Source organism: Imperialibacter sp. (assembly GCF_048007035.1).
Lineage (GTDB): Bacteria > Bacteroidota > Bacteroidia > Cytophagales > Cyclobacteriaceae > Imperialibacter.
The window spans coordinates 4,888,154-4,908,105 of sequence record NZ_CP180355.1; the positions used below are offsets into that span (position 1 = coordinate 4,888,154).

A 19,952-nucleotide genomic window follows, 5' to 3' on the forward strand; every position below is an offset into this window, starting at 1 on the left:
TGGCTAACCTCATAAAATTACTTAGAACGTTGTTTAAAAGACCAGGTGAATTGAAACACAGAAACGATTGTGCCGTCGTGCAAAGTGCCGGTGGTTTTGGCAGTCACAGTTTGAGGCTGCCCCGAGCTTATGGCTAACTCAACTGCTTCAAATATTCTCTGACCATCCTCGCAGGTGAAGGTAGTTTTTCCAGTCGCTCTTTTTGGGAATTCTGCTTTCAAATCTACAATGATGGTGGCCACACTCGGATTTCTGTCCGTTATCGCCAAAAGGGCAATAGACGCCGTGGAAAGCTCTGCCGCCATACTTTGAACAGCAAAATATATAGATTTGAATGGGTTTTTGTTGAGCCATTTGAAAGGGATGGTAGTGACAGCCCTTTCTTTGTTCAGTTCCTTTAGTCTCATTCCGGCCATCCATCCTGCAGGCACGTTGCCAAATGTGTAGACCCAGAAAAGAAATGGGTTCAACATCTTCCGTCTGAACTTTTCCTGTTTCTCTGTAAGTGTACTTGTGCTGCTGCCCATGTTGCGTGCCTTTGAATGCAACCCAAATTAACAAAAAAGGCCCGGATATTTCCGAGCCTTCAAATCTTAATGAGTGGGTGCTACCACCATATAATGTAAATGAGGGTCACCAGCACAACGATGATGAGCGCCATGGTATTAAACTGTTTCGAAGACTTGTAAACCCTTTTGGATATATCAATTGCTTTTTTGTCGTAGTCAATACCCTGCGACAGAAACAGCGCTACCGCCACAAACATCAGGCTCATCAGGTGGATGAGCGTTTTGCCTATATGGGTATCCATGCTAAGTACGGTCCCATCGAACATTTCATGGTTACCTCCCTCCATGATGATGAAGAGGAAAAGGCAGCCAACAATGATGAGGAAATTCTGATCCTTCCATTTGAAGTCCTCTTTGTCGATCCACGAGATGATGATCATTGCAAAGCAAAGGACAATGAACACAAAACCCATGCGGTCAATAAATGGCACTTCGGGGACGAAGAAATAGAAAAAGGCATTGATAGGTATTGAAAGCACGGCCACCCACAGAGCTGCGTTGGAGGTTGACTTGCTCCAGAACATACCAAAGAGGAAGATAACTGTGACAGCCGGGGTCACAAAGCCGGAAAACTCCTGGATATACTGAAACATCTGATCGAAGCCTTCCAGTGCGGGCGTTACAAGGCACGCTATTGCCAAAGCCACGAAGCTTGTAATACGGCCGACTTTCACCAGATTGGTTTCAGTAGAATTCTTATTGATGAACTTATGGTAAATGTCCATCGTGAAAATCGTCGCCGTTGAGTTCATCATAGAAGCTAACGATGAAATAATGGCACCAATTAAAGCGGCAAATGTTACTCCCTTGAGCCCTGCTGGCACGAGAGACAACATAGCCGGATAAGACTTGTCAGGCTTCATGAGCCCGTCGCTCATCATCGCATTAATGATATTAGCGTCTCCCGTTTTGTCGACAAGGTAAAATGCTGCAACACCCGGGATCACCACAAAGATGGGCATGATCACTTTCAGGAAGGCTGCGAATGCCACGCCTTTACGTGCTTCGGTAAGGTTCTTGGCTGCAAGGGCTCTTTGTGTAATATACTGGTTGCATCCCCAATAGGCCAGGTTAGCAATCCACATGCCTCCGATAAGCACTGAAATTCCGGGCAAATCCATATAGGACGACTTGGATTCACCATTGATCATATAAGTGGAGTCCACGTCAAAGACCATGTCAAACTTACCAGGTACTTCCCTGATGAGGGTGAGGAAGCCACTAAAAGCACCTTCGCCGCCACTCACTAAATTAAGTGCGACTCCTGATACGAGAACCCCGCCGATGACAAGGAATATCACCTGGATAATGTCGGTGTAGGCTACGGCTTTTAATCCCCCGTAAATAGAATAAAGGAGAGCAAATGTGCCAAGACCCAGGATGCCATACAGGAATGGAATGCCAATAACGGTATTGAGAGCTAGCGCCCCCAGAAACATCACCGTTGTCAGGTTGACAAAAACATAGAGAAGGAGCCAGAATACAGCCAAACTTGTTCTTACCCTGCCATCATATCTCAGCAAAAGAAACTGAGGCATGGTGAAAATCTTCTTATTTAAATAGATAGGCAAAAGATATTTGGCCACCAGCAGCAGCGTTACTGCAGCCATTAATTCATAGGCTGCAATGGCCATTCCTATGGCGAATCCCGATCCGGACATGCCAATGATTTGCTCTGCCGAAATGTTGGAGGCGATCAAAGAAGCTCCTATTGCATACCAGGGCAGTGATTTCCCTGCCAGAAAGTAGTCGGTTGAATCCTGCTCAACGCCTTCCTTTTTTCTGGAGACCCACCAGGCAATGCCTATGATGATAAGAGCATAAATACAAAATACAACAATGTCAATTGACGAAAAGCTCATAACAGCAATGTGGTTTAAGTGGCTGGATTTTCACTAATTGGGCAGCATAATACGCATTTGCGGGCTTATCACAAAGCAACTTTAGTTTAAATAGGCGTTGGGAATGGGCTGAAGCAGGATCGAAGACAACTTAGAATTATACAAGTTATTGATGTTAAGCCCGAAACACTGCAACTCACTTCAGGTGTGTTGAGCGCTACGAACACCAATTATTATATAGGTTTCTTGCTCCCTTTAGACACAGGTTGGGCAAAACAGAGCCGAAAGTTCACCAACGGTGTCCGTTTGTGGTCACAAGTGTGTACGGATTTGAAAAAGGTTTGCAATAGACATGAACGGGATATTTCTTTTTTAAGTGGTGGAGAGGTTTTTTTTCCTTCTTTTTTGTAACCCTGAGCGTGGCGGTCTGCCGTCAGTGCTGGCGGCCCTAAGGTGGTTTTCTTGAAAATACATCAACAAATCAGCTGTTTTATTAAAAAAAAGCTAATACAACTACCTCCTCTGCTCTTCCGGAAGTTTTATTTTCAAAATTTCTTTCGGCTTTTCTCAGAACTTGGCCGAAACCTTGCCCGTACAACATCACAAGGTTTAAAACTCGAATATTATGAAAAAAGTTATGTCAACAGCAGCAATGCTGGTAATGGTTACCAGTATGGCTTTAGCTTCCAAAAATACTAATGAAGCTACTAAATCATCACAAGTAAAAATCACTCAAAGCACAGCGATGGGTATTTATAATCTGCGTTTCGACGCCGAAAGCCCAGGTCAGGTAACAATCAAAATTGCCAACGAAAAAGGCAATACCCTGATGAAGGAAAAGATTGCTTACACTACTTCATTTGAACGCCCCTACAACTTGCAGGATTTGCCCGACGGAACTTACCGTATGACGGTTGAGCGGGACGGCAAGGTGATTGAAGAAACCATTCAGCATGTGAAGAACAGGTCGGCAGTAAGGGCAATTTACGATGTGGATGTTGAGGAGGTATCAACCGGCAAATATCAGTTGGTGGTGAAGAAGACAGGTCATCAGGCAGTAAAAGTTAAGATTACTGACAAGAATGGGGTCATCTTCTTTAACGGCGCCATTGACGAAATGGGTAGCTTCAGCAAAACATTCGACTTAAGCAATATAGTTGCCAGCGACGTGAAGATGGAAGTCACGATGGGCGACAAAACAATTGTAAGGAGCTTGTAATATTTTTCTCGATGCTGGTGAAAGCCAGCTTACTTTAGCCACTCAAAAGCAAAAAGATTTTTTTAACTGAAGATATTACCGGAGGCGAAGGCCTCCGGTTTTTTATTTTACGTCAGGAGTGTATAGCAATCTGTTCTCCTGAAAATCATACAAAGTAAGCCTTCTAAGGTCGTAATATGCTTGCCAGTAGCTCTCTAGTGCACCAATGTAGGCACGCTTGGCATTGTCTTTTTCCGTGAGGGCAATATTCAGATTGGTGATATCTATCTTGCCTATTAAGTACCTGTTTTGGGCAACCTCGTACCGTTTTTGTGCCACCTGATCAGCTGTCTTTGTTATTTCCAGCGAGCTCAGTAGCATATCAAACTGCTTCGTTTGCGTGATGATTTCCTGCTCGAAATTCACTTCGTCCTGGGCAATGACGTAATCAGTTAGCCGTTGGTTTGCCAGGGCGGTTTGCAGCCTTGATTTATTTCTTCCCCAGTCCAAAATAGGCATGTCAAAATTGATATTGACCCGCTGAAGTGAGTTAGGGTTGGCGTAAACATCGCTGAGGTAATCACCACGGTTGTTTAATCCGTAGGAAGCTGATAGGTTGACCTGAAACCGTTGCTTTCTTGCCTGTTCCACATCACGCTCTGCCTCCAGCCGTCGCCGCTCAAAGGCAATAAAATCTGCTCTGTTTTGTTTTGCATAGGTCAATGCCTGCTCCACTGCGATTTCGAACTGCGGAATTACTTCTGGCATTGCCAGTTCCACTTGCTGGTTGTCGTTGAGTCCTATGAAGGTTTTTAGTCTCAATATTGCATTCTCAAAATCGAGGCTGGCCTGCGCCACGTCCTGCCTTGAACGCAGTAACTGAAGCTCCACCTGAAGCAGTTTGTCTTCTGATGTAGTGCCGATATTGAAGCGGCCTTTTTCAATCTGATAAATCGTGTCGTTGTTGGCAAGATTAAACTGCGCAATCTGAAGGTTGATCTGAGCATCGAGTACGCTAAAAAACCTGTCCACAGCCGTTCTGGAGATGAACTCCATTTGTTCCACGTACTCTCTTTTGCTTTCTTCAAAACGGATTGGTTCAGTTCGCTTCTGCCATTTTAGCGAGTTGAATGCAAAAATGGGTTGGAATACCGACAGTCTTAGGATATTGCTTGTCCACTGGGTGGTAGTTCGCTCGTAGTCCTGAAACTGATAAACATCGGAAAGAAGGTAAACAGTACCTCCAGTTAACCCCAGGGGCTGTGTCAAACCAAAGGATATGTTCGAATTGGTCTGTGTTCTGGGTTGAAAAATCAAACTGCCGTCATTTTGACGGGTTGCCAGAATATCTTTGCTAAAACTGGGCACATCTCCGCTAAGTCCAAGCTGGGGGTTGTAGTTAGTTTTAAAGTACCTGTATTGCCAGTATCGGTTTTCTTTGACTGTTTCCGCTTGTTTTGCCGAGGGAGATTGATCCTGCGACCGTTGAATAATGTCTCGTAGCGTCAGTTGCAACTTTTGTGCATCAACGGCGAGAGAAAAAAACAGAAAAACAAAAAAGAGTAGATAGCTTCTATTATTCATACCTGAGGGATGTTATCGGGTCTTGACTGGCAGCTTTTTGTGCCGGGGCTATTCCAAACACAAGGCCCACCGTGGCCGCTACACCGAACGAAACGATGACTGAAGAAAAAGTGATGATAGTGGGGAAGTCGCCAAAGCTGGATATGCCCAGTGCAAGGCTAATGCCGAGGACAACCCCAACTATTCCGCCACTTACGCTGATCATCATGGCCTCGAACAAAAATTGAGTAACGATGTCAGTTTTCTGTGCTCCAATGGAAAGGCGAAGGCCAATTTCTTTGATTCTCTCCATAACGGACGCCAGCATGATGTTCATAATGCCAATGCCTCCAACCAGCAGCGAAATTCCTGCAATGGCTCCAAGCACGATATTGAAGATGTTTTGTGTTCGCTGCTGTTGTTTAAGAAGGAGCTCAGGAATGGTGATCTGATAATCGATCACTCCAAAATGGCGTCGCTCCAGCATTCTTGAGATTATTTCAGCCGTAGGCTGCATAAGGGCCGCATCTTTTACCTGCACCACCAACCGATCGATCTGGTGGTAATTGGCTGGTTGCTGCTCGCCGTTGTTTTCATTGTTATTATTTCTGGCGGCAGCTTTTAACATGGTGCTGGTGATCAGCTCCCGGTTTCTATACCGCATCAGGAAGGTTTTGATAGGTACATACACATCCATGTTATAGTCCCGTATACCTAGTTTACTGATACTTTTCTCGGAAATAATCCTTTCGTCAAGCACACCTATTACCTCCAGCCACTGGTTGCCGACTTTGATTGTTTTTCCAACAGGATCCTGTGTACTAAAGAACCTCGCCCGAATACTTTTGCCAATAATGCAAACAGGTAGCCCGCCTTTGATCTGCTCTTCAGAAAACATATTCCCTTCCTGAAGAGTGAAGCTGGTGAGTTCAAAATAAGCAGGCATTACGCCTACCAGCTTGGCAGATCTTCGAAACCCGTCCTTTATGATAACGGTCTCCATTATACACTCCGAGCTCATAGCAGCAATATCAGGGATGGTTTCAAGAATAGCTTCTGCGTCTGCCATTCTCACACCAGGTGAAAATTTCTTTTTTTCCTCTCCGGCAGAAGTGGAGGTTTCATCTAATTTTTTCTCCTCCTGCTCCACTATGGGCTCAATAATGATGTTGTTAACGCCCACCATTTTGATCTGCTCAAGAATCTCCTTTTGGGCACCGTTTCCTATAGCCAGCATAGCGATCACTGCAGCCACGCCAAATATGATTCCCAGAGCAGTCAAAAGCGATCTTAACTGATTGGCCAATACTGCTTCCAGGGCAATCTGGAAGTTGGCCAGCATCCTTTTGTTTATCATATCAGTCAGGCTTTCTGGGTGAGCGTACTTCAGACGTTGTTTGACTTACTTCAGCTACCTCCTGGTTCCTTTCTTTGTTTCTTTTGCCATTCAGAGAGCTGAGCATGTTGATCTTTGACTCACCAGTTCCCTCAGGGAGGGATAGGTATACCTTTTCGTTGCCGGTAAGCCCCTGAAGCACAACAGCTTCATTTGAGTTGGTAATGCCCATTTCTATCTCTTGATTCGAGCCGTCGGCGAGAACAACATACTGAATCGAATCGTTGCGGGAATGGATGGCTTCAAGCGGCACAAAAACAGCCGAATCAAGCTCCTGTACCACTATATTGTTGCTGGTAGTCATTGCAGGCCGTAGCGATGGGTCGCTTTCATTTACTCTAACTGTAACCTCAAAAACCTTGGCGTCAGAGTTAGGGTTCTGCTGCCCCACATTGGCCACCTTAATCACCTCACCGGTAAGCCTTTTGTCAGGGTAGGCATCAAGGCCCACTTTCACCTTCTGACCAGGCTTCACCTTTCTGATGTCCACCTCATTGATAAAGGTAACCGAGATCATTTGAGTGAGGTCAGGGAGTGTAGCCACTACCGGATCCCACGGGCCAAATTGAGAGCCAGCAACACGCTTGTTTCCGCTCCAGTCCGAATAATAGATGACCATTCCATCTTGCGGAGCGAGAATAGTGAACTCTGTCAGTAACTCCTGAAGCGAGCGATAATCAGACTTCTCTTTTTTCAGTGTAGCCCCCACTTCCTGCATTTTTGCTACCGACTGTTCAATTTTTAGTTGATAGTTTTCCGTAGTTTGATCAAGCTCACGCTTGGCTTTCTGGACAGCAATTTCGTTTTGCTTTACAGTAGCTGGTGGTTCAAATTGAGATTGTTCAAGAATCAGCTCCTTTTCCTGCAGTACGTACTGTAGGTTGATTATTTTTTCTCTTTCAGTACGGAGTGTAATTGCGGAGTCTAATTTGGCCTGATCAAATTGCGATTGCGCCTTTTCGAGATTCGTGCCTGCATCAGACAACTTGGTGTGTACCTCCGATTTGTCGATAGAGGCAACAAATTCACCTTTCTTAACTACTGTCCCCTCGTCGACGATCCGTTCAATTTTAAGGTTGTATATCCGGTTGTTTTGCGCATGGCTGGGCCCAAGCACTCTTACCGAATTAAGTGCGCTCAGCTCACCTGTAGTGGTAACGTCAACCACGAATTTACCCTTACCAACATCCACCAGGATGTTCCTTCCATCGTCTGTTTGGCGCTGACTGAAAAGAAGGAGGGCAATGAGAATAACTAAAATAGAAGCAGGTAGAATGTATCTTTTTTTCATGATGGTTAAGTTCGATTAGCATACACAATTAACAGAAGTATGAATTTGCGCAAAAATCATACTAAAAAAATCAAAAGAGGTAATTAACTTCTTTTATAACTCAAATTGCGGTACGGTTGGTATACTTTACAAAAAATTATTAGTTACAAATATACCTAACAATTTAGTTGATGCATTTACCTGACGACACTTTATTTAGCCGGAAGTCAAGTAATCGCTCGTGTTTTTAGGTTATTTTGGCTATTTCAAGCTGATCGTTGGCAGTTATTGGGCGCATCTTACTATCTTAGTGCACGCAAAAAGCTTTTTATGTCGTCTCATATTCTTATCTCCAGTCTCGAATTCAATCAGAAAAAAATAGAATCATTGCTGGCGGATCTCACAATTGATGAAACACTGGCGTTCACTCACGACAACATCAACAATATCCACTGGATCGTGGGCCATATTGCTTCTCAGCGAGATACGTTGCTTGAAGACCTGACAGGTGAAATGACTTTTCCGCAGGAGCTCAAGCAGTACTACGGCAAGACCGGCGATCCCCGAAAAATGCCCAAAACAATTGACTGGGCGACTTGCCTCGATATCTTGAAAGAGCAGTTTAATGATATCTCTGCCTGGGTTTTGGAGTGGGATAGCCAGGGACGCCTTGATAGAGAAAAGGGTGATGTGATAGTAAAATACCTAAGCCACGAGGCATATCACATTGGGCAGGTAAGCCTGATAAGGAAGATGCTTAGCAAAAACTCTACGAACGCTGAGAAATCACTTTAGTTTTTTCGAAAAAAGGGAAGAAGTGTGGGGAGTGTTTGATCTCTTCGATCAATTCCACAGTTAGTGGTTTCTGAATGTAGTCGATAACAGACTTGTGATTTTTTGCCCTCTTAAAGTCTTCGGGGTTCACGCTTGAAGAAAGAATTATGATCTTAAGATTCGGAAAACTCTCAACGTGTTTTGATGTGAATTCATCCAGAAACCCCCACCCGTCCATTACAGGCATATTCAAATCCAGCAAAATTAAAGATAAACCCGGAGCGTCGGCATCGGATGTCAGTAGATCGATTGCCAGCTTTCCGTTTTCAGCAGTAACAACATTTTGAGTGAAATTAGATGTTTCGAGGACTACCTTACAGATCATTAAGGTGACGGGGTCGTCATCTACGCACATGACAGATTTTAACATATTAGATGGTCTTTTTAAAGTAAACCCTGAAGGTGGTTCCTTTGTTTTCAAAACTTTCTACTTCGATCTTTCCTCCGAGAGCAGTCACCTGAGAATGAACTATGTACAGACCAATTCCTTTACCATCGGCATTGGAGTGAAAGCGTTGGTACAAGCCAAATATTTTGCCTGAATACTTAGACATATTAATGCCCAAGCCATTATCGACAAAGGTAAGCACCACAAATTCCTTTTCCTGCTTTGTGGAGATGTTAATTTTTAGTGACCGTTCCGGATGGCGGTACTTCAATGCATTGGTTAGTAAATTCAACAAAATGCTTTCAAGGTAGGCAGGATTAAAGTGGAGGCGGCTACACTTGGTAAAATCAGAACGAATTGCAGGCTTTGTTTCTGCGATAAGCCCTCCAGCTACCCTGGTGACCTTCTCCCACGCCTCAACAAAGCTAATTAATTCTTTGTCGGGGTGAGTATTTTGTTTGATGATGAGGATGTTTACAAGATCCTTGATGGTTTCATCCAGTTGGAAGGTTGAAGCTCTGATTCCCTCAAGGAGTTGGAGCGTTTGCTGATTTTTTATTTCGTTAGTATCCAGCAATTGCAAGATACCAATGAGGTTGGAAAGGGGGGCTCGCAGATTGTGCGACGTAATGAAGGAAAATTGTTTGAGATCCCAATTGTTATAAGTAAGTTCCTTAATCAGCAATTCTTTTTCTTTGCTTTGCTGTAGTCTGGTTGTTATGTCCCGTGAATTGACTACAATTCCCTGCACTGCTTTGTCATTTATCAGGTTTGTAGCTTTGCATTCCAACCACCGCCAGTTGCCAGCTGCGTTTGGAAACCTGAATGGTGTCATCTCAATAAAAGCTTCTTCTTTCAACCTTTTCGCCTCAAGTTTCACCCCTTGAATATCATCAGGATGCACCAGGTCAAATACATTTTTCCCAACCAGGTAGCTTTCTTCGAAGCCGAGAATTGTTTTCACCGAAGGACTCAGGTAGGTATAAATACCCCTAGCATCAACTATCGATATCACATCGGTGCCGCTTTGAACCAGGTGCCGAAAACGCCTCTCCTTTTCCGCCAAATCTAACTCTGATTTTTTTCTTTCAGTGATATCCTGAAGAGCACCAATAAGTCTGATAGGCTTGCCATCACTGTCTCTGACAAGATAGGCTCTGTCAACCACATAGGCGTAGTCCCCATCATCTCGCATCATGCGGAACTCGTGCTCAAATTTCAGAGAGTCGGGGTCTTTGAAAAACTCCTCCAAAAACCGGGAAGTTTGCAACTCGTCGTCGGGATGAATTCTCGCTTTAAATGATCCTGGTTTGTCAAACTCATGCGCACGCTTTGCTCCAAAAACTTTCTCCCATCCTACTCTGCTTCTGTAGGTTTCGTTTGTGAGCAAATTCCAGTCCCATACCATATCATTAGTGGCATTAGTGACTAGTTCATACCTTCTGTTACTTTCGATCAGTTGAGCCTGGGTTTTGATCCGTTCTATGCTATAGTTGAGGCTTTTGTGAAGGGTGGAACCACTTAGATCGTCTTTTATTATATAATCCTGAACTCCAAGTTTAAGGCTATCAATCCCATACTTATCGTCAGCATAACCAGTAAGGATTACCACTGGGGTGCTGCCCGCTCTTAAGACCACCTCTTCGATGAGCTCCTTACCAGAGCTGTCTGGCAGGGTGAGATCGAGGAGGACTGCATCAAAGGTTTTTGATGCCAACTTCTCAATGGTGGCTGCAAGAGTCAGGGTATGTGTAACTTCGACTTTCTTGGGGATATCCTGTAGGTACTCGTTGATGAGATAAAAGTCGCCAGGGTTGTCTTCAACAATCAGGATATGCCAGGTTCCTTTCTTCATGTTTACAGTCAATCATTACACCCTCGTGGGCAGTTTGACAATCGATAGCCAGAAGCTTTCTATGGCATGAACCACTTCAAAAAACTTCAGCACATCAGTTGGCTTGGTTATATAACAATTGGCATGCGCCTCATAAGCGTCAATAATGTCATTCTCAGCAGAAGAAGTGGTGAGCATTACTACCGGTATTTTCTTGAGCTGCTTGTTTGACTTGATGAAGGCCAGCACCCCCTTCCCATCAATCTTGGGAAGATTGATGTCCAGAAGTATCAAATCAGGATATACTGCATTTGAATAAGGCTCCTCTTTACTTAAGTAGTTGACAGCCTCCTGCCCGTCTTTTACCACAAAAATTTTGTTCTTAATGCGCCCTTCGTCCAGAGCCTCCCTTGTAAGAACCACGTCTCCCTGATTGTCTTCAACAAGTAGAATATTGATCGGATTCATAGTGCAAGATTAACCAGATTAAACTACATTAATTATTGTTTAAATTAAATTATAAGAATGAATCTTTTCTCAGTCGTTAGCCGCAAGCTTTCTCGTGTAGTGTTGTTTGTCTTTGAATACATCCATAACCAGCAGAGTAGCCTTGCCAAAAAACAAAACGGTGCTGTCCTGGTAACGGCGTTCATCACTTCCTGGCGGTATTAACGGTTATTTTGATGTGCAAGCTGTGCAGTGGCGTGACAAAAGGCAAGCGAGTAAGCCGAGTTGTCTTTCTTAAGTTTTAGTCTTTTTTGGGAATGCTGATGTGGAAGGTACTTCCTTTTCCTATTTCAGAATCGACCCAGATATTTCCTTTGTGCTTCTCAACGATTTTTTTGCAAATAGCCAAACCAATGCCTGTTCCTGAAAACTCACTCTTGTTGTGCAGCCTCTGGAAAATGATAAATATCTTATCAAAGTAGGCCTTGTCGATGCCGATGCCATTGTCTTTGATGGCGAAAATCCAGTTATTCTTATCAGACGAGCCAGAAATCTCTATGATTGGGTCGGTGTCACGCATCCGATATTTGATAGCGTTGCTGATTAGGTTTTGAAAGAGCCGTAATAGCTGCTGCTTGTTTCCCCACACTGTCGGGAGCTTTTGAATCTTGATTTGCGCATTCAACTCAATGATATCGGTTTTAAAAGTTTCCAATATACTTTTGCCGACCTGATTGAGGTCGACATCCGTATATTCTTCGTCGAGCGTATTGACCCGGCTGTATTCCAGCAAATCAAGTATGAGAGACTTCATTCTATTAGCACCATCTACTGCGTAGAAAATGTACTCTTTGCTTTTTTTATCAAGCTTCTCTCCAAATCGCCGTTCGAGTAGCTGGAGGAAACTAGTTATCATTCGCAACGGCTCCTGCAAGTCGTGAGAAGCTACGTAGGCGAAGCGCTCGAGCTCAAGGTTAGAAGCGGCTAGCTCTTCGGCCCTTTGAAGAAGCTGTCGGTTAAGATCGGTAAGCTTTATTTCATATTGTTTTCTTTCTGTCATGTCTTGTAGTGAGCCAATCATCCTGATGGCTTTCCCATGCTCATTTCGGATGATATAGCCTCTTTCAAGCACGTTGGCGTAGCTGCCATCCTTTTTCCTGAGCCTGAATTCAGATTCCCACGTAGCCGCAGAAGGGGAAGATAAAACTCTTTGCAGACGCTTGTCGTCTTCCGGCTCATCTTCGGGGTGAACGATTTTGGAAAATGCATTTACTGAATCGATAGTTTCATTTTTTGTGTACCCAAAAAGTTTTTCAAAGCCATCTCCCCACTGTATTTTTTCTTCTACAATGTCCCAGTCATAGATAGCGTCTTTGGCAACCAGGGCAACCATATCGTATCGTTCTTTAGCAACTCTTATTTGCTCCTCTGCCAAGCGTTTTTCTGTTATGTCTTTGAAATACACAGACAAGCCCAAAGAAGAGGGGTAGACACTTATTTCGAACCATTTATTGATAGGGCCATAGTAGTCTTCAAAATGAATGGCCTCATTTATCTCCAGGGCTCTATGAAATTCTTTGAAAGAAAGAGAGTTAATATTATCGACGAAAATTTCCCATATATTTTGATCCAAAATAATGTTTCTTGGCAAGCCAAGTAGCTTCTCTGCCTGATTGTTCCAATATGTCACAATCCAGTTTTTGTCTATTGTAAAGAATCCATCTCCTATGCTTTCAAGGATTGTGTTTTTCTCGAAATAAGCGTCCTGTAGCGCTTTTTCAGCTTTTTTCCGACCGCTGATATCCGTATGAATGCCGTAAATGGCAATTAAATGACCCTGATCGTCAACGATTGGGCCAGCACTGAGATAGAAATCGAGAATTTCCCCCTTGGCATTGATCAGTTGAACATCGCCCTTCCAGTAGTTGCCTGCCAGAAGAGTCCCGAATACTTCTTCCGCCAGTTTTTTGTCACTGTAGGTGGAACGAGGTCCAATGCCCTTTTCCAAAGATTCGACAGTGTAACCGAGGATTTCACTGAAGGCAGGGTTCAGGTAAATGGTGTTGCCGTGGTTATCGAGTATGCCAACGCCATCTCTTGAATTTTTTATTACATTTTTAAATTTAAGGAGGTCAATTTCAGCTTTTTTGCGATCCGTAATGTCCTTGAAATAGATAGTTAATCCGTCCTCGGAGGGGAAAGCGCTACCCTCAAGCCAAATTTGAAGGGGGGAGAAATATTCCTCAAACCGAATGGAAATGCTTTTTTTCATAGCTGTGTGGCTGTCATTGAAAAACTTCATTGACTTGGTCTCAGGAAACACTTCCCAAAAATTATTGCCTACTATCTCCTCCCGCTTTTTGTTGAGTATTTTCTCTGCTTCTTTATTCCAATAGGTTATCCTCCAATTTGTGTTCAGGGAGAAGAAACCGTCCTGGATACTCTCCAGCGTATTGGATACCTTTCGATTAGCCTCCTGCAGCCGTTGTTGGCTTCTTTTTGCTTCGGAAATGTCTCTCTCGATAGCAATCCAGTGTGTAATTATTCCTTTGTTGTCTGCTACCGGACTAAGGCTCACGCTTACCCAATATTCCTCGCCGTTTTTCTTGTAGTTAATTGTGGAAATAGTGCAGGACTCAGAGTTTTTGATAGCGAGGTCTAGTCTTTTGAGTTCTAGTTGGTCGGACTTTGGCCCTTGTAATATTTTCGGCGACTTGCCTTTCACGTCATCAGCAGTGTAGCCAGTCATTTTGGTAAAGGCTTCATTGACGTAGATGATTTTTCTGCCTATACCTGATGTTTTTGTTGTTTCAGTGATAATTACGGCGTCATTTGTAGTGGTAATGACCGACTCTAGTAACTTGAGCCTGTTCTCTTCCTCTTTTTGTTGTGTAACATCGTGCATGGCACCCACCATCCGAATGGCGTTGCCCTTGTCATCCCGTATCACGAAACCTCTATCAGCAACAAATGCGAAAGAATCGTCTGCTCTGAGGTAGCGGTATTCTTTTTCCCAGTTTGTTTCGCCACTTCCTATCACTTCGTATATGCTTTTAGTCACGGCTTCCAGGTCTTCAGGGTGGATGTGGTCTGTCCAGGAGCTCACATCTGTTTTCAGCGTCTTCAAATCGTAGCCAAAAATGGTTTCGAATCCTTCTCCCCACCTTACCGTTTCTTCAACCAAATTCCAATCCCAAATAGCATCCGAGGTGGCCCTTGCTGCGAACAAAAACCGTTCGTTGCTTTCACGCAATTCTTCTTGAATTTTAATAGATGCGGTAATGTCGTTGGCTATGATCATCATCGCCTCGCTGCCCTGATAATTGACGTAGTGCCCGGTGATTTCTGTGATAATTGTATCACCATTTTTCTTGAAGTGAGTCCACTCGCCAAAATCTATTTTTTTGCTTTTATCAGCAACAGCCGTCATTCTTTTCATTCGATGGAGCTCAGCTTTCAGCTTTAGCTGGGTGATTTTCATTTGCACAAACTCCTCTCTGGTGTAACCGTAGTGGTCGATGGCTGCCTGGTTCACCTCCAGGAATTTGAGTGTCTTTAAGTCGAAAATCCACTGTGGTAATGGACTATTATGGAAAAGCGAGCGATATTTTTCTTCAGATTGTAACAATGCCTTCTGTGCAACCTTCTCACTGGTGACATCCATCACCGTAGATATCATCAGGCTTTGGTCAGGTAGTGGAATGGATTTGACATTGGTGACCCTCTTTTCACCATCCTTGGTTGTTATTTCCAGGCCCTCCCAATCCATTCTTTCCTGGTCTCCACTTTGAAGATCTTCTCTAACTTGGTCTAGAATTTTTTTACGGTACGCGGCATTAGGATAAATTTTTTCCAGGAAGGAAGGCATGTCATCAAGCTCATGAGCAGGCCAGCCATATATGGCATGGAAATTGTTATTTTTTAGGACAGCTTTTCCGTCGGACATGCTGGTCACCAACACGCCTATCGGCAGGTGATTGATCGCTGCTTCAATAAACTCCGTGCGTTGGGTCAGCTCCTTGTCTCTTTCGACCTGCTCTGTGATATCACGAACAACCCCGATCATTAAAAGAGGCTTGCCCTTTTCGTCTCTGGTCACCTCGGCCTGCTGCTCTACCCATCTGATTGAGCCATCCCGGGCAAATACCCGATGTTGGATATTGTACGGCGTATTGCCCTTGTAAGCCAATTTTGTTACTTCTTTGACTTGCTTCAGGTCGTCGGGATGCACCAGCTTGAAAAAGCTTCCCGTTTTACCATCAAAGTCCTCGTCTTTGATGCCAAATATTCTGAAGGTTTGTTTGCTCCAAACAAGTTTACCGTCGTCAATATTCAGGTCAGATATCCAGTGCCCCACATTGCCTACCTCCTGTGCCTTTTCCAGAAAGTAGGTTGTCTCTTTTAATTCCTGCTCAGCTTTTACCTTGTCAGTGACGTCCCGGAAATTATCAATAATGCCTCCAATCGCCGGGTCATCAACAAAATTGGCCAGACTGCCATCGCACCAGCGCCAGGAGCCATCTTTGTGCCTAAGTCGTGAGACGTATGCGGGACTTATTTTTCCAGGGTTTTTCAGACAATCTTCCACCGCTTTCATGGCACCGTCAATATCGTCAGGGTGCATAAGACCGAAAACGTCCAGTTGCATGGCCTCTTCCACGGTGTAGCCAAGTATTCGTGTAATTGATTCTGAGACAAATTTGGGCTTGGTATCTTCTGGGTTCAAGATCACCACAGCATCTGAGTTGTTTTCTATCAGCACCTTGTATTTGTATTCGTGAGCCAGCATCTGCTCTTGTGCCTGCTTTGATTTGGTGATATCTGAAATTGTTACAAATACACCAAAAATGACATTTTTGTCATCTAGGGCTGGCTTGTAGCGGACTGCAAAGTGTCGGGAAGAGTCGTTGGAGATAGGCAATGAATACTCTGACGATTCAGTAGCTCCCGCCAGCACTTTCCTATAGATTTCTCCTACAATGGCTCGCCTTCCTGGAGGGGAATAATCCAGGATATTATCTCCCTTTTTAACCTCCCGACCCAAGAGCTGCAAGTACCGGTCTTTGAATTGCTTGTTGAAGTTGACGATTTCCAGCTGTGTATTGAGCAGCACGAAGCTTTCGTCGGTATTATTGACCAAGAGCGACATTTCATTTTCTAACTTTTTTCTTTCAGAAATGTCAATAATAGTATTGCTTGACTTGAGCTCTCCAGAAGGCAGGGTGAATAATGCAGAGGATACTTCGCAAGGGAAGCGCTCACCATTTTTTCGAATGCCTGTCAATTCTCCAAACAAGCGGCCCTTGACATCTCTCGTCTGAATGAAAGCTGACAGCCGGGGATCGCTGGTATCAAGGATATCAAGTCTGTTTAAGTGGTGAAACTCGTCACTAGAATAGCCGAACGTTTCGGAAGCAGCCTTGTTGGCATATAGAAGGGAGCCGTCGGGGTTGCCAAGAAACATCGGTATAGGAGAGCTGTCAATTGTGATTTGGTAGACGTTATCAGCGAGATAAGTGGTGTCGGCTCCGGATTGTGTAATACCCAAACTGATGAACACGCCAGCGATCTCATTTGAATCATCAAAGGCTGGCCAATATTTAATGTGCAGAGCTATGTCCAGAGAGCTGCTTGAGCCTGGCTCTACATCAATTTCCTGTTTATTACCTTTTAGTGCTTCGTCAAGTGCTTGCTTGAAAGCGGGAAACTGAGTAAACGGAGCGACGTCTAAAGCCAATATCCCGGAAGAAAGCTTGACACCCCAGTGGTCCCTGAAAAATACGCTGGCCGCTTTGCTGTAGGCGCAGATGAGCGCTGAGTTGTTGACCATCATTAGATTTTCATCGGTATTAGCCATCAAAAAATCTACCTTTTGCTTTAACCCTTCCTCAATAATCGGATTGCTTTGTTTTTTCATGCTGATTGAAAGTGTCTCCAGTCCTGTTTTGTTTCAAAACTTTTCCCTCGTCAAAATAAATGTAGCAATCGACCGATTGGGCCACCCTGGAATCGAGTAGTATAGTTTACTACTTATTTGGGTGAAATGAAAATTCCGCAAGGCGTAAGTTATCGTCAGGCCTGGGAATGTTGCCATTCTGGAAAATTTTGAGCTAAATTTAAAATAGGAGCCATCTTTATCCCAGATGTCGTGGAGTCTGCAATGTGTTTTGCAGTCCTCAGTTATAATTTCGACGTAGGACTGAAGAATTTGTTCAAACGAAGAAAAAGCAAGAATCCGTGGAGAGTAGTCCCCGTTGAGGCTCAACGGGTATTTTCTTTCCCATCACACATCAGGCCAATATAGGCAGGCATAGAGGTAAGAGGAACAAATTTTTTATATAAAGGATGACGCAGTTGCGGGCATTATTTGGCAGGTGAGTCCTGATATGAAATACTTTCACCTGCCAGTAGTATCCACAAAAACTGTCAACCTGCATTCCTCACCGTTGAGCGTAACCTGTTCAACCGAGAAAAGTATCAGTCTTTTTTGTCCTCGTTTTGTACTGATCGAGAGTTTGCTTTCCCAGGACTTTGAGTGCTTGCTGTTTCGGCTAAATATTTTTTTCATTTCGCCCAGGGGCACACCATTGAGTGTTAGAATTGGCTTGCCTGTGTATTCTTCGTAACTGTAGCCAAGCAATTCTTCCGCACTCTTGTTGATTTCGAGACAGATGGCGTCTTTGCTGCTTGTGATGCACAGTGCCACGGGACTTGCATGGAAGGCGTCTAAAAACCTTTCTTCACTGTCACGCAAGTGCTTTTTGATATTGCTTATTTCCGTTTTGTCACTGATCGTGAGGAAGTAAACCAGGCTGCCATGATTGTCAGCAAATGAGCCGCCATTGTACCTAAGCACTTTGACCCAGTTTTTTTTGATGCTTTTTATTCTGACATCAACGCCATCTACTTTTTCATTATTCAAAAGCCTGGTTAAAGGCCACTTGCTGATCGGAAGAGGTCGACCATTTAATTGCTCAAATTTGAAGTGTTTTAACAGTTCAGTAAAATTTTTGGGAGGGCTTTGCAAAGACATGAAATCGTGCATTTTGACGGCTGCTGCGTTCCAGTAGAGTAGCCTACCTGTCTTGTCAGCCACTATCAGCCCTTCCGACATGTGATCTGTAATGCCTTTTAGGCGACTCTCGCTATTTAACAGTGCGTGAAAAGTGGTTCGACGTTCGGTAATGTCAACTACTGACCCGCTAAACCTTTCTGTCTGGCTTTGTGAGCCCTTCACATAGGTTCCTTTCATCGCAATCCAATGAACAGACTTGTCGGGCCAAACCGCCCGCACTTCAAAATCAAAGCTGCCTTCTACTTTGGCGATGGTAAAAATTTCGTTCGCAGCCGACCGATCTTCTGCGTGGATGTGTTGAAGCAAAGTCGGTAAATCCCACTGAGTAAGCTGCTCAGTATACCCAAAAATTTGGTCATGGATTCGATTTCTTACCGATTTGCCAGATACAATGTCAATTTCCCAAACACCTATTTTCGAGTCCTCAACGGCATTCAGGTAGAGGTTAGCGAATTGTGCATCTGATTCACCGGGAGAGGCAGATTCAGTAACCTCTTTAATATTGTCCACAATACCTCCAATGGAAGGGTCGTTGATCAGATTGACGACAGTGGAATCATAAACATGATAGCTACCATCTTTGTGAATAATCCTTGAGCGATGTCCTTTTATCGGAATGCCCGGGTTAAGGATCGCTTTTTCCATCACTTTTTGATTGCCAAGCACGTCGTCCGGATGAAGGCTTGAATACATGTCAAGTAGCATCGTCTCTTCTGGTGTATAGCCCAGAATATTTTCGACAGACGGAGACACATAAATTGGTTTGCCTTCGGGAGAAAGGACAATGACAGCGTCTCCACTGGCCTCCAGAAGGGCCTGGAAGTTCATTTGAAACTTTGCGGGCTCACTGTCGTCAGCATCGTTTTCAAATATTAAATAAAGGAAGGCACCAATTAAGTTTCCCTTTCTATCGAGCGCTGGTTCGAGGCGGAAGCTATAGTAGGTGTCTTTGATACTTACGCCACTTATTACCTCCTGTTCGTTAAAGGCCTGCTCAAAAAGAGAGCAAGTCGTTTCCTGATCTTTTGCAAACAGCGAACTGATAACTGAAAGTCCCCTCCTTGGTGCCGTACCCGTAATGTGAGCAAAGCAGCTCTCAAAGCGGGGGTTAAACTTCTGAATTGCATAGTTCTTGTCTATCAACGCTACGCCGTGATAGGCATTGGATATGGAAGTCTTGATGCTTTCATTAGGTTCTGTGCTTTTACCGGCATCGGTGGCGGTTCCCCTGTTTCTTTTCATGCAAGCTGAATTTACAAAAAAGGCTGCTTTAGTGAAATGCACTAAAGTCAACTATTGTAGTCAATAACTTATTAAATAATAGCTAGCGAAAAGGAGAGCGGGCCGATCTTTAGCTCCCGCTGTCGTCTGAATTAACAACGCAATATCAGCGATGGGTCGTTTAGTTGCGCCAAATTTTTTTAATATTTTTTAACAATTAGCATTTCAACTAAACTTGACAAAAACTTTAGGCTTTTATAAAATTGCCACCGTTTCCGGGAATTCTTCGGAATTGTACACATAAACTGGTAGTTGT

Annotated in this window: 13 protein-coding genes; 3 read left to right on the forward strand and 10 right to left on the reverse strand. The window is 43.9% G+C overall.

What is annotated here, in order from left to right; genetic code table 11:
* Positions 1–17: 17 nt before the first annotated feature.
* Together ACMVP2_RS21220 and ACMVP2_RS21225 are read right to left on the reverse strand one after the other, a co-directional pair.
* Positions 18–527 carry a PaaI family thioesterase gene (locus ACMVP2_RS21220; protein ID WP_416865011.1) on the reverse strand — a complete coding sequence of 170 codons (510 nt, stop codon included), beginning with the start codon at positions 525–527 and terminating at the stop codon, positions 18–20.
* An 80-nt stretch (positions 528–607) separates the two neighbouring features.
* Positions 608–2,431 (reverse strand): sodium/sugar symporter, encoded by a 1,824-nt coding sequence (locus tag ACMVP2_RS21225; RefSeq protein ID WP_416865012.1) that lies wholly within the window; start codon positions 2,429–2,431, stop codon positions 608–610.
* Between the two features lie 604 nt (positions 2,432–3,035).
* On the opposite strand from ACMVP2_RS21225, the gene ACMVP2_RS21230 reads away from it, so the two are divergent.
* Complete coding sequence (locus tag ACMVP2_RS21230) at positions 3,036–3,629, forward strand: hypothetical protein (protein ID WP_416865013.1); 594 nt, start codon at positions 3,036–3,038, stop codon at positions 3,627–3,629.
* A gap of 102 nt (positions 3,630–3,731) precedes the next feature.
* Here the strand turns inward: ACMVP2_RS21230 and ACMVP2_RS21235 are convergent, their stop codons facing one another.
* Genes ACMVP2_RS21235 through ACMVP2_RS21245 form a run of 3 tightly spaced genes read right to left on the reverse strand, consistent with a single transcriptional unit; the run spans position 3,732 to position 7,858 of the window.
* The gene (locus tag ACMVP2_RS21235) at positions 3,732–5,192 is read right to left on the reverse strand and encodes a TolC family protein (protein WP_416865014.1); all 1,461 of its coding nucleotides are present in this window, start codon (positions 5,190–5,192) and stop codon (positions 3,732–3,734) included.
* Positions 5,185–6,528, reverse strand: a complete 1,344-nt coding sequence (locus ACMVP2_RS21240; protein ID WP_151998486.1) for an ABC transporter permease — start codon at positions 6,526–6,528, stop codon at positions 5,185–5,187. Before ACMVP2_RS21240 ends, ACMVP2_RS21235 begins: the two co-directional genes overlap by 8 nt.
* Before the next feature lies 1 nt (position 6,529).
* Positions 6,530–7,858, reverse strand: a complete 1,329-nt coding sequence (locus ACMVP2_RS21245) for an efflux RND transporter periplasmic adaptor subunit (protein ID WP_151998487.1) — start codon at positions 7,856–7,858, stop codon at positions 6,530–6,532.
* A gap of 309 nt (positions 7,859–8,167) precedes the next feature.
* Between ACMVP2_RS21245 and ACMVP2_RS21250 the strand changes: the two genes are divergently transcribed.
* On the forward strand, positions 8,168–8,632 hold the full coding sequence (locus ACMVP2_RS21250; protein ID WP_416865015.1) for a DinB family protein: 465 nt from the start codon (positions 8,168–8,170) through the stop codon (positions 8,630–8,632).
* Here ACMVP2_RS21250 and ACMVP2_RS21255 read toward each other — a convergent pair.
* From ACMVP2_RS21255 to ACMVP2_RS21265, 3 genes are read right to left on the reverse strand one after another with little or no spacing between them, the layout of a single operon-like run.
* Entirely contained in the window at positions 8,607–9,041 is a 435-nt protein-coding gene (locus tag ACMVP2_RS21255) for a response regulator (protein ID WP_416865016.1), read from the reverse strand. The two genes, ACMVP2_RS21250 and ACMVP2_RS21255, sit on opposite strands and share 26 nt — an antisense overlap.
* 1 nt (position 9,042) lies before the next feature.
* Complete coding sequence (locus tag ACMVP2_RS21260; RefSeq protein WP_416865017.1) at positions 9,043–10,914, reverse strand: PAS domain S-box protein; 1,872 nt, start codon at positions 10,912–10,914, stop codon at positions 9,043–9,045.
* A gap of 15 nt (positions 10,915–10,929) precedes the next feature.
* A complete protein-coding gene (locus tag ACMVP2_RS21265) occupies positions 10,930–11,361 on the reverse strand; it encodes a response regulator (protein ID WP_416865018.1) in 432 nt (143 codons plus the stop codon).
* 57 nt (positions 11,362–11,418) lie between these two features.
* Between ACMVP2_RS21265 and ACMVP2_RS21270 the strand changes: the two genes are divergently transcribed.
* A complete protein-coding gene (locus ACMVP2_RS21270; RefSeq protein ID WP_416865019.1) occupies positions 11,419–11,565 on the forward strand; it encodes a hypothetical protein in 147 nt (48 codons plus the stop codon).
* Positions 11,566–11,641: 76 nt separating this feature from the next.
* Here the strand turns inward: ACMVP2_RS21270 and ACMVP2_RS21275 are convergent, their stop codons facing one another.
* Positions 11,642–17,257, reverse strand: coding sequence for a PAS domain S-box protein (locus ACMVP2_RS21275; RefSeq protein WP_416865020.1), 5,616 nt, complete (start codon positions 17,255–17,257; stop codon positions 11,642–11,644).
* Between the two features lie 480 nt (positions 17,258–17,737).
* Positions 17,738–19,657, reverse strand: coding sequence for a PAS domain S-box protein (locus ACMVP2_RS21280; RefSeq protein WP_416865021.1), 1,920 nt, complete (start codon positions 19,655–19,657; stop codon positions 17,738–17,740).
* Positions 19,658–19,952 lie beyond the last annotated feature (295 nt).

Bases quoted from the DNA above. Each gene is read 5' to 3' on its own strand.
- ACMVP2_RS21280 (WP_416865021.1), bottom strand. From the start codon at position 19,657: ATGAAAAGAAACAGGGGAACCGCCACCGATGCCGGTAAAAGCACAGAA.
- ACMVP2_RS21225 (WP_416865012.1), bottom strand. From the start codon at position 2,431: ATGAGCTTTTCGTCAATTGACATTGTTGTATTTTGTATTTATGCTCTT.
- ACMVP2_RS21270 (WP_416865019.1), top strand. From the start codon at position 11,419: ATGAATCTTTTCTCAGTCGTTAGCCGCAAGCTTTCTCGTGTAGTGTTG.
- ACMVP2_RS21235 (WP_416865014.1), bottom strand. From the start codon at position 5,192: ATGAATAATAGAAGCTATCTACTCTTTTTTGTTTTTCTGTTTTTTTCT.
- ACMVP2_RS21240 (WP_151998486.1), bottom strand. From the start codon at position 6,528: ATGATAAACAAAAGGATGCTGGCCAACTTCCAGATTGCCCTGGAAGCA.
- ACMVP2_RS21250 (WP_416865015.1), top strand. From the start codon at position 8,168: ATGTCGTCTCATATTCTTATCTCCAGTCTCGAATTCAATCAGAAAAAA.
- ACMVP2_RS21260 (WP_416865017.1), bottom strand. From the start codon at position 10,914: ATGAAGAAAGGAACCTGGCATATCCTGATTGTTGAAGACAACCCTGGC.
- ACMVP2_RS21245 (WP_151998487.1), bottom strand. From the start codon at position 7,858: ATGAAAAAAAGATACATTCTACCTGCTTCTATTTTAGTTATTCTCATT.
- ACMVP2_RS21275 (WP_416865020.1), bottom strand. From the start codon at position 17,257: ATGAAAAAACAAAGCAATCCGATTATTGAGGAAGGGTTAAAGCAAAAG.
- ACMVP2_RS21255 (WP_416865016.1), bottom strand. From the start codon at position 9,041: ATGTTAAAATCTGTCATGTGCGTAGATGACGACCCCGTCACCTTAATG.
- ACMVP2_RS21265 (WP_416865018.1), bottom strand. From the start codon at position 11,361: ATGAATCCGATCAATATTCTACTTGTTGAAGACAATCAGGGAGACGTG.
- ACMVP2_RS21220 (WP_416865011.1), bottom strand. From the start codon at position 527: ATGGGCAGCAGCACAAGTACACTTACAGAGAAACAGGAAAAGTTCAGA.
- ACMVP2_RS21230 (WP_416865013.1), top strand. From the start codon at position 3,036: ATGAAAAAAGTTATGTCAACAGCAGCAATGCTGGTAATGGTTACCAGT.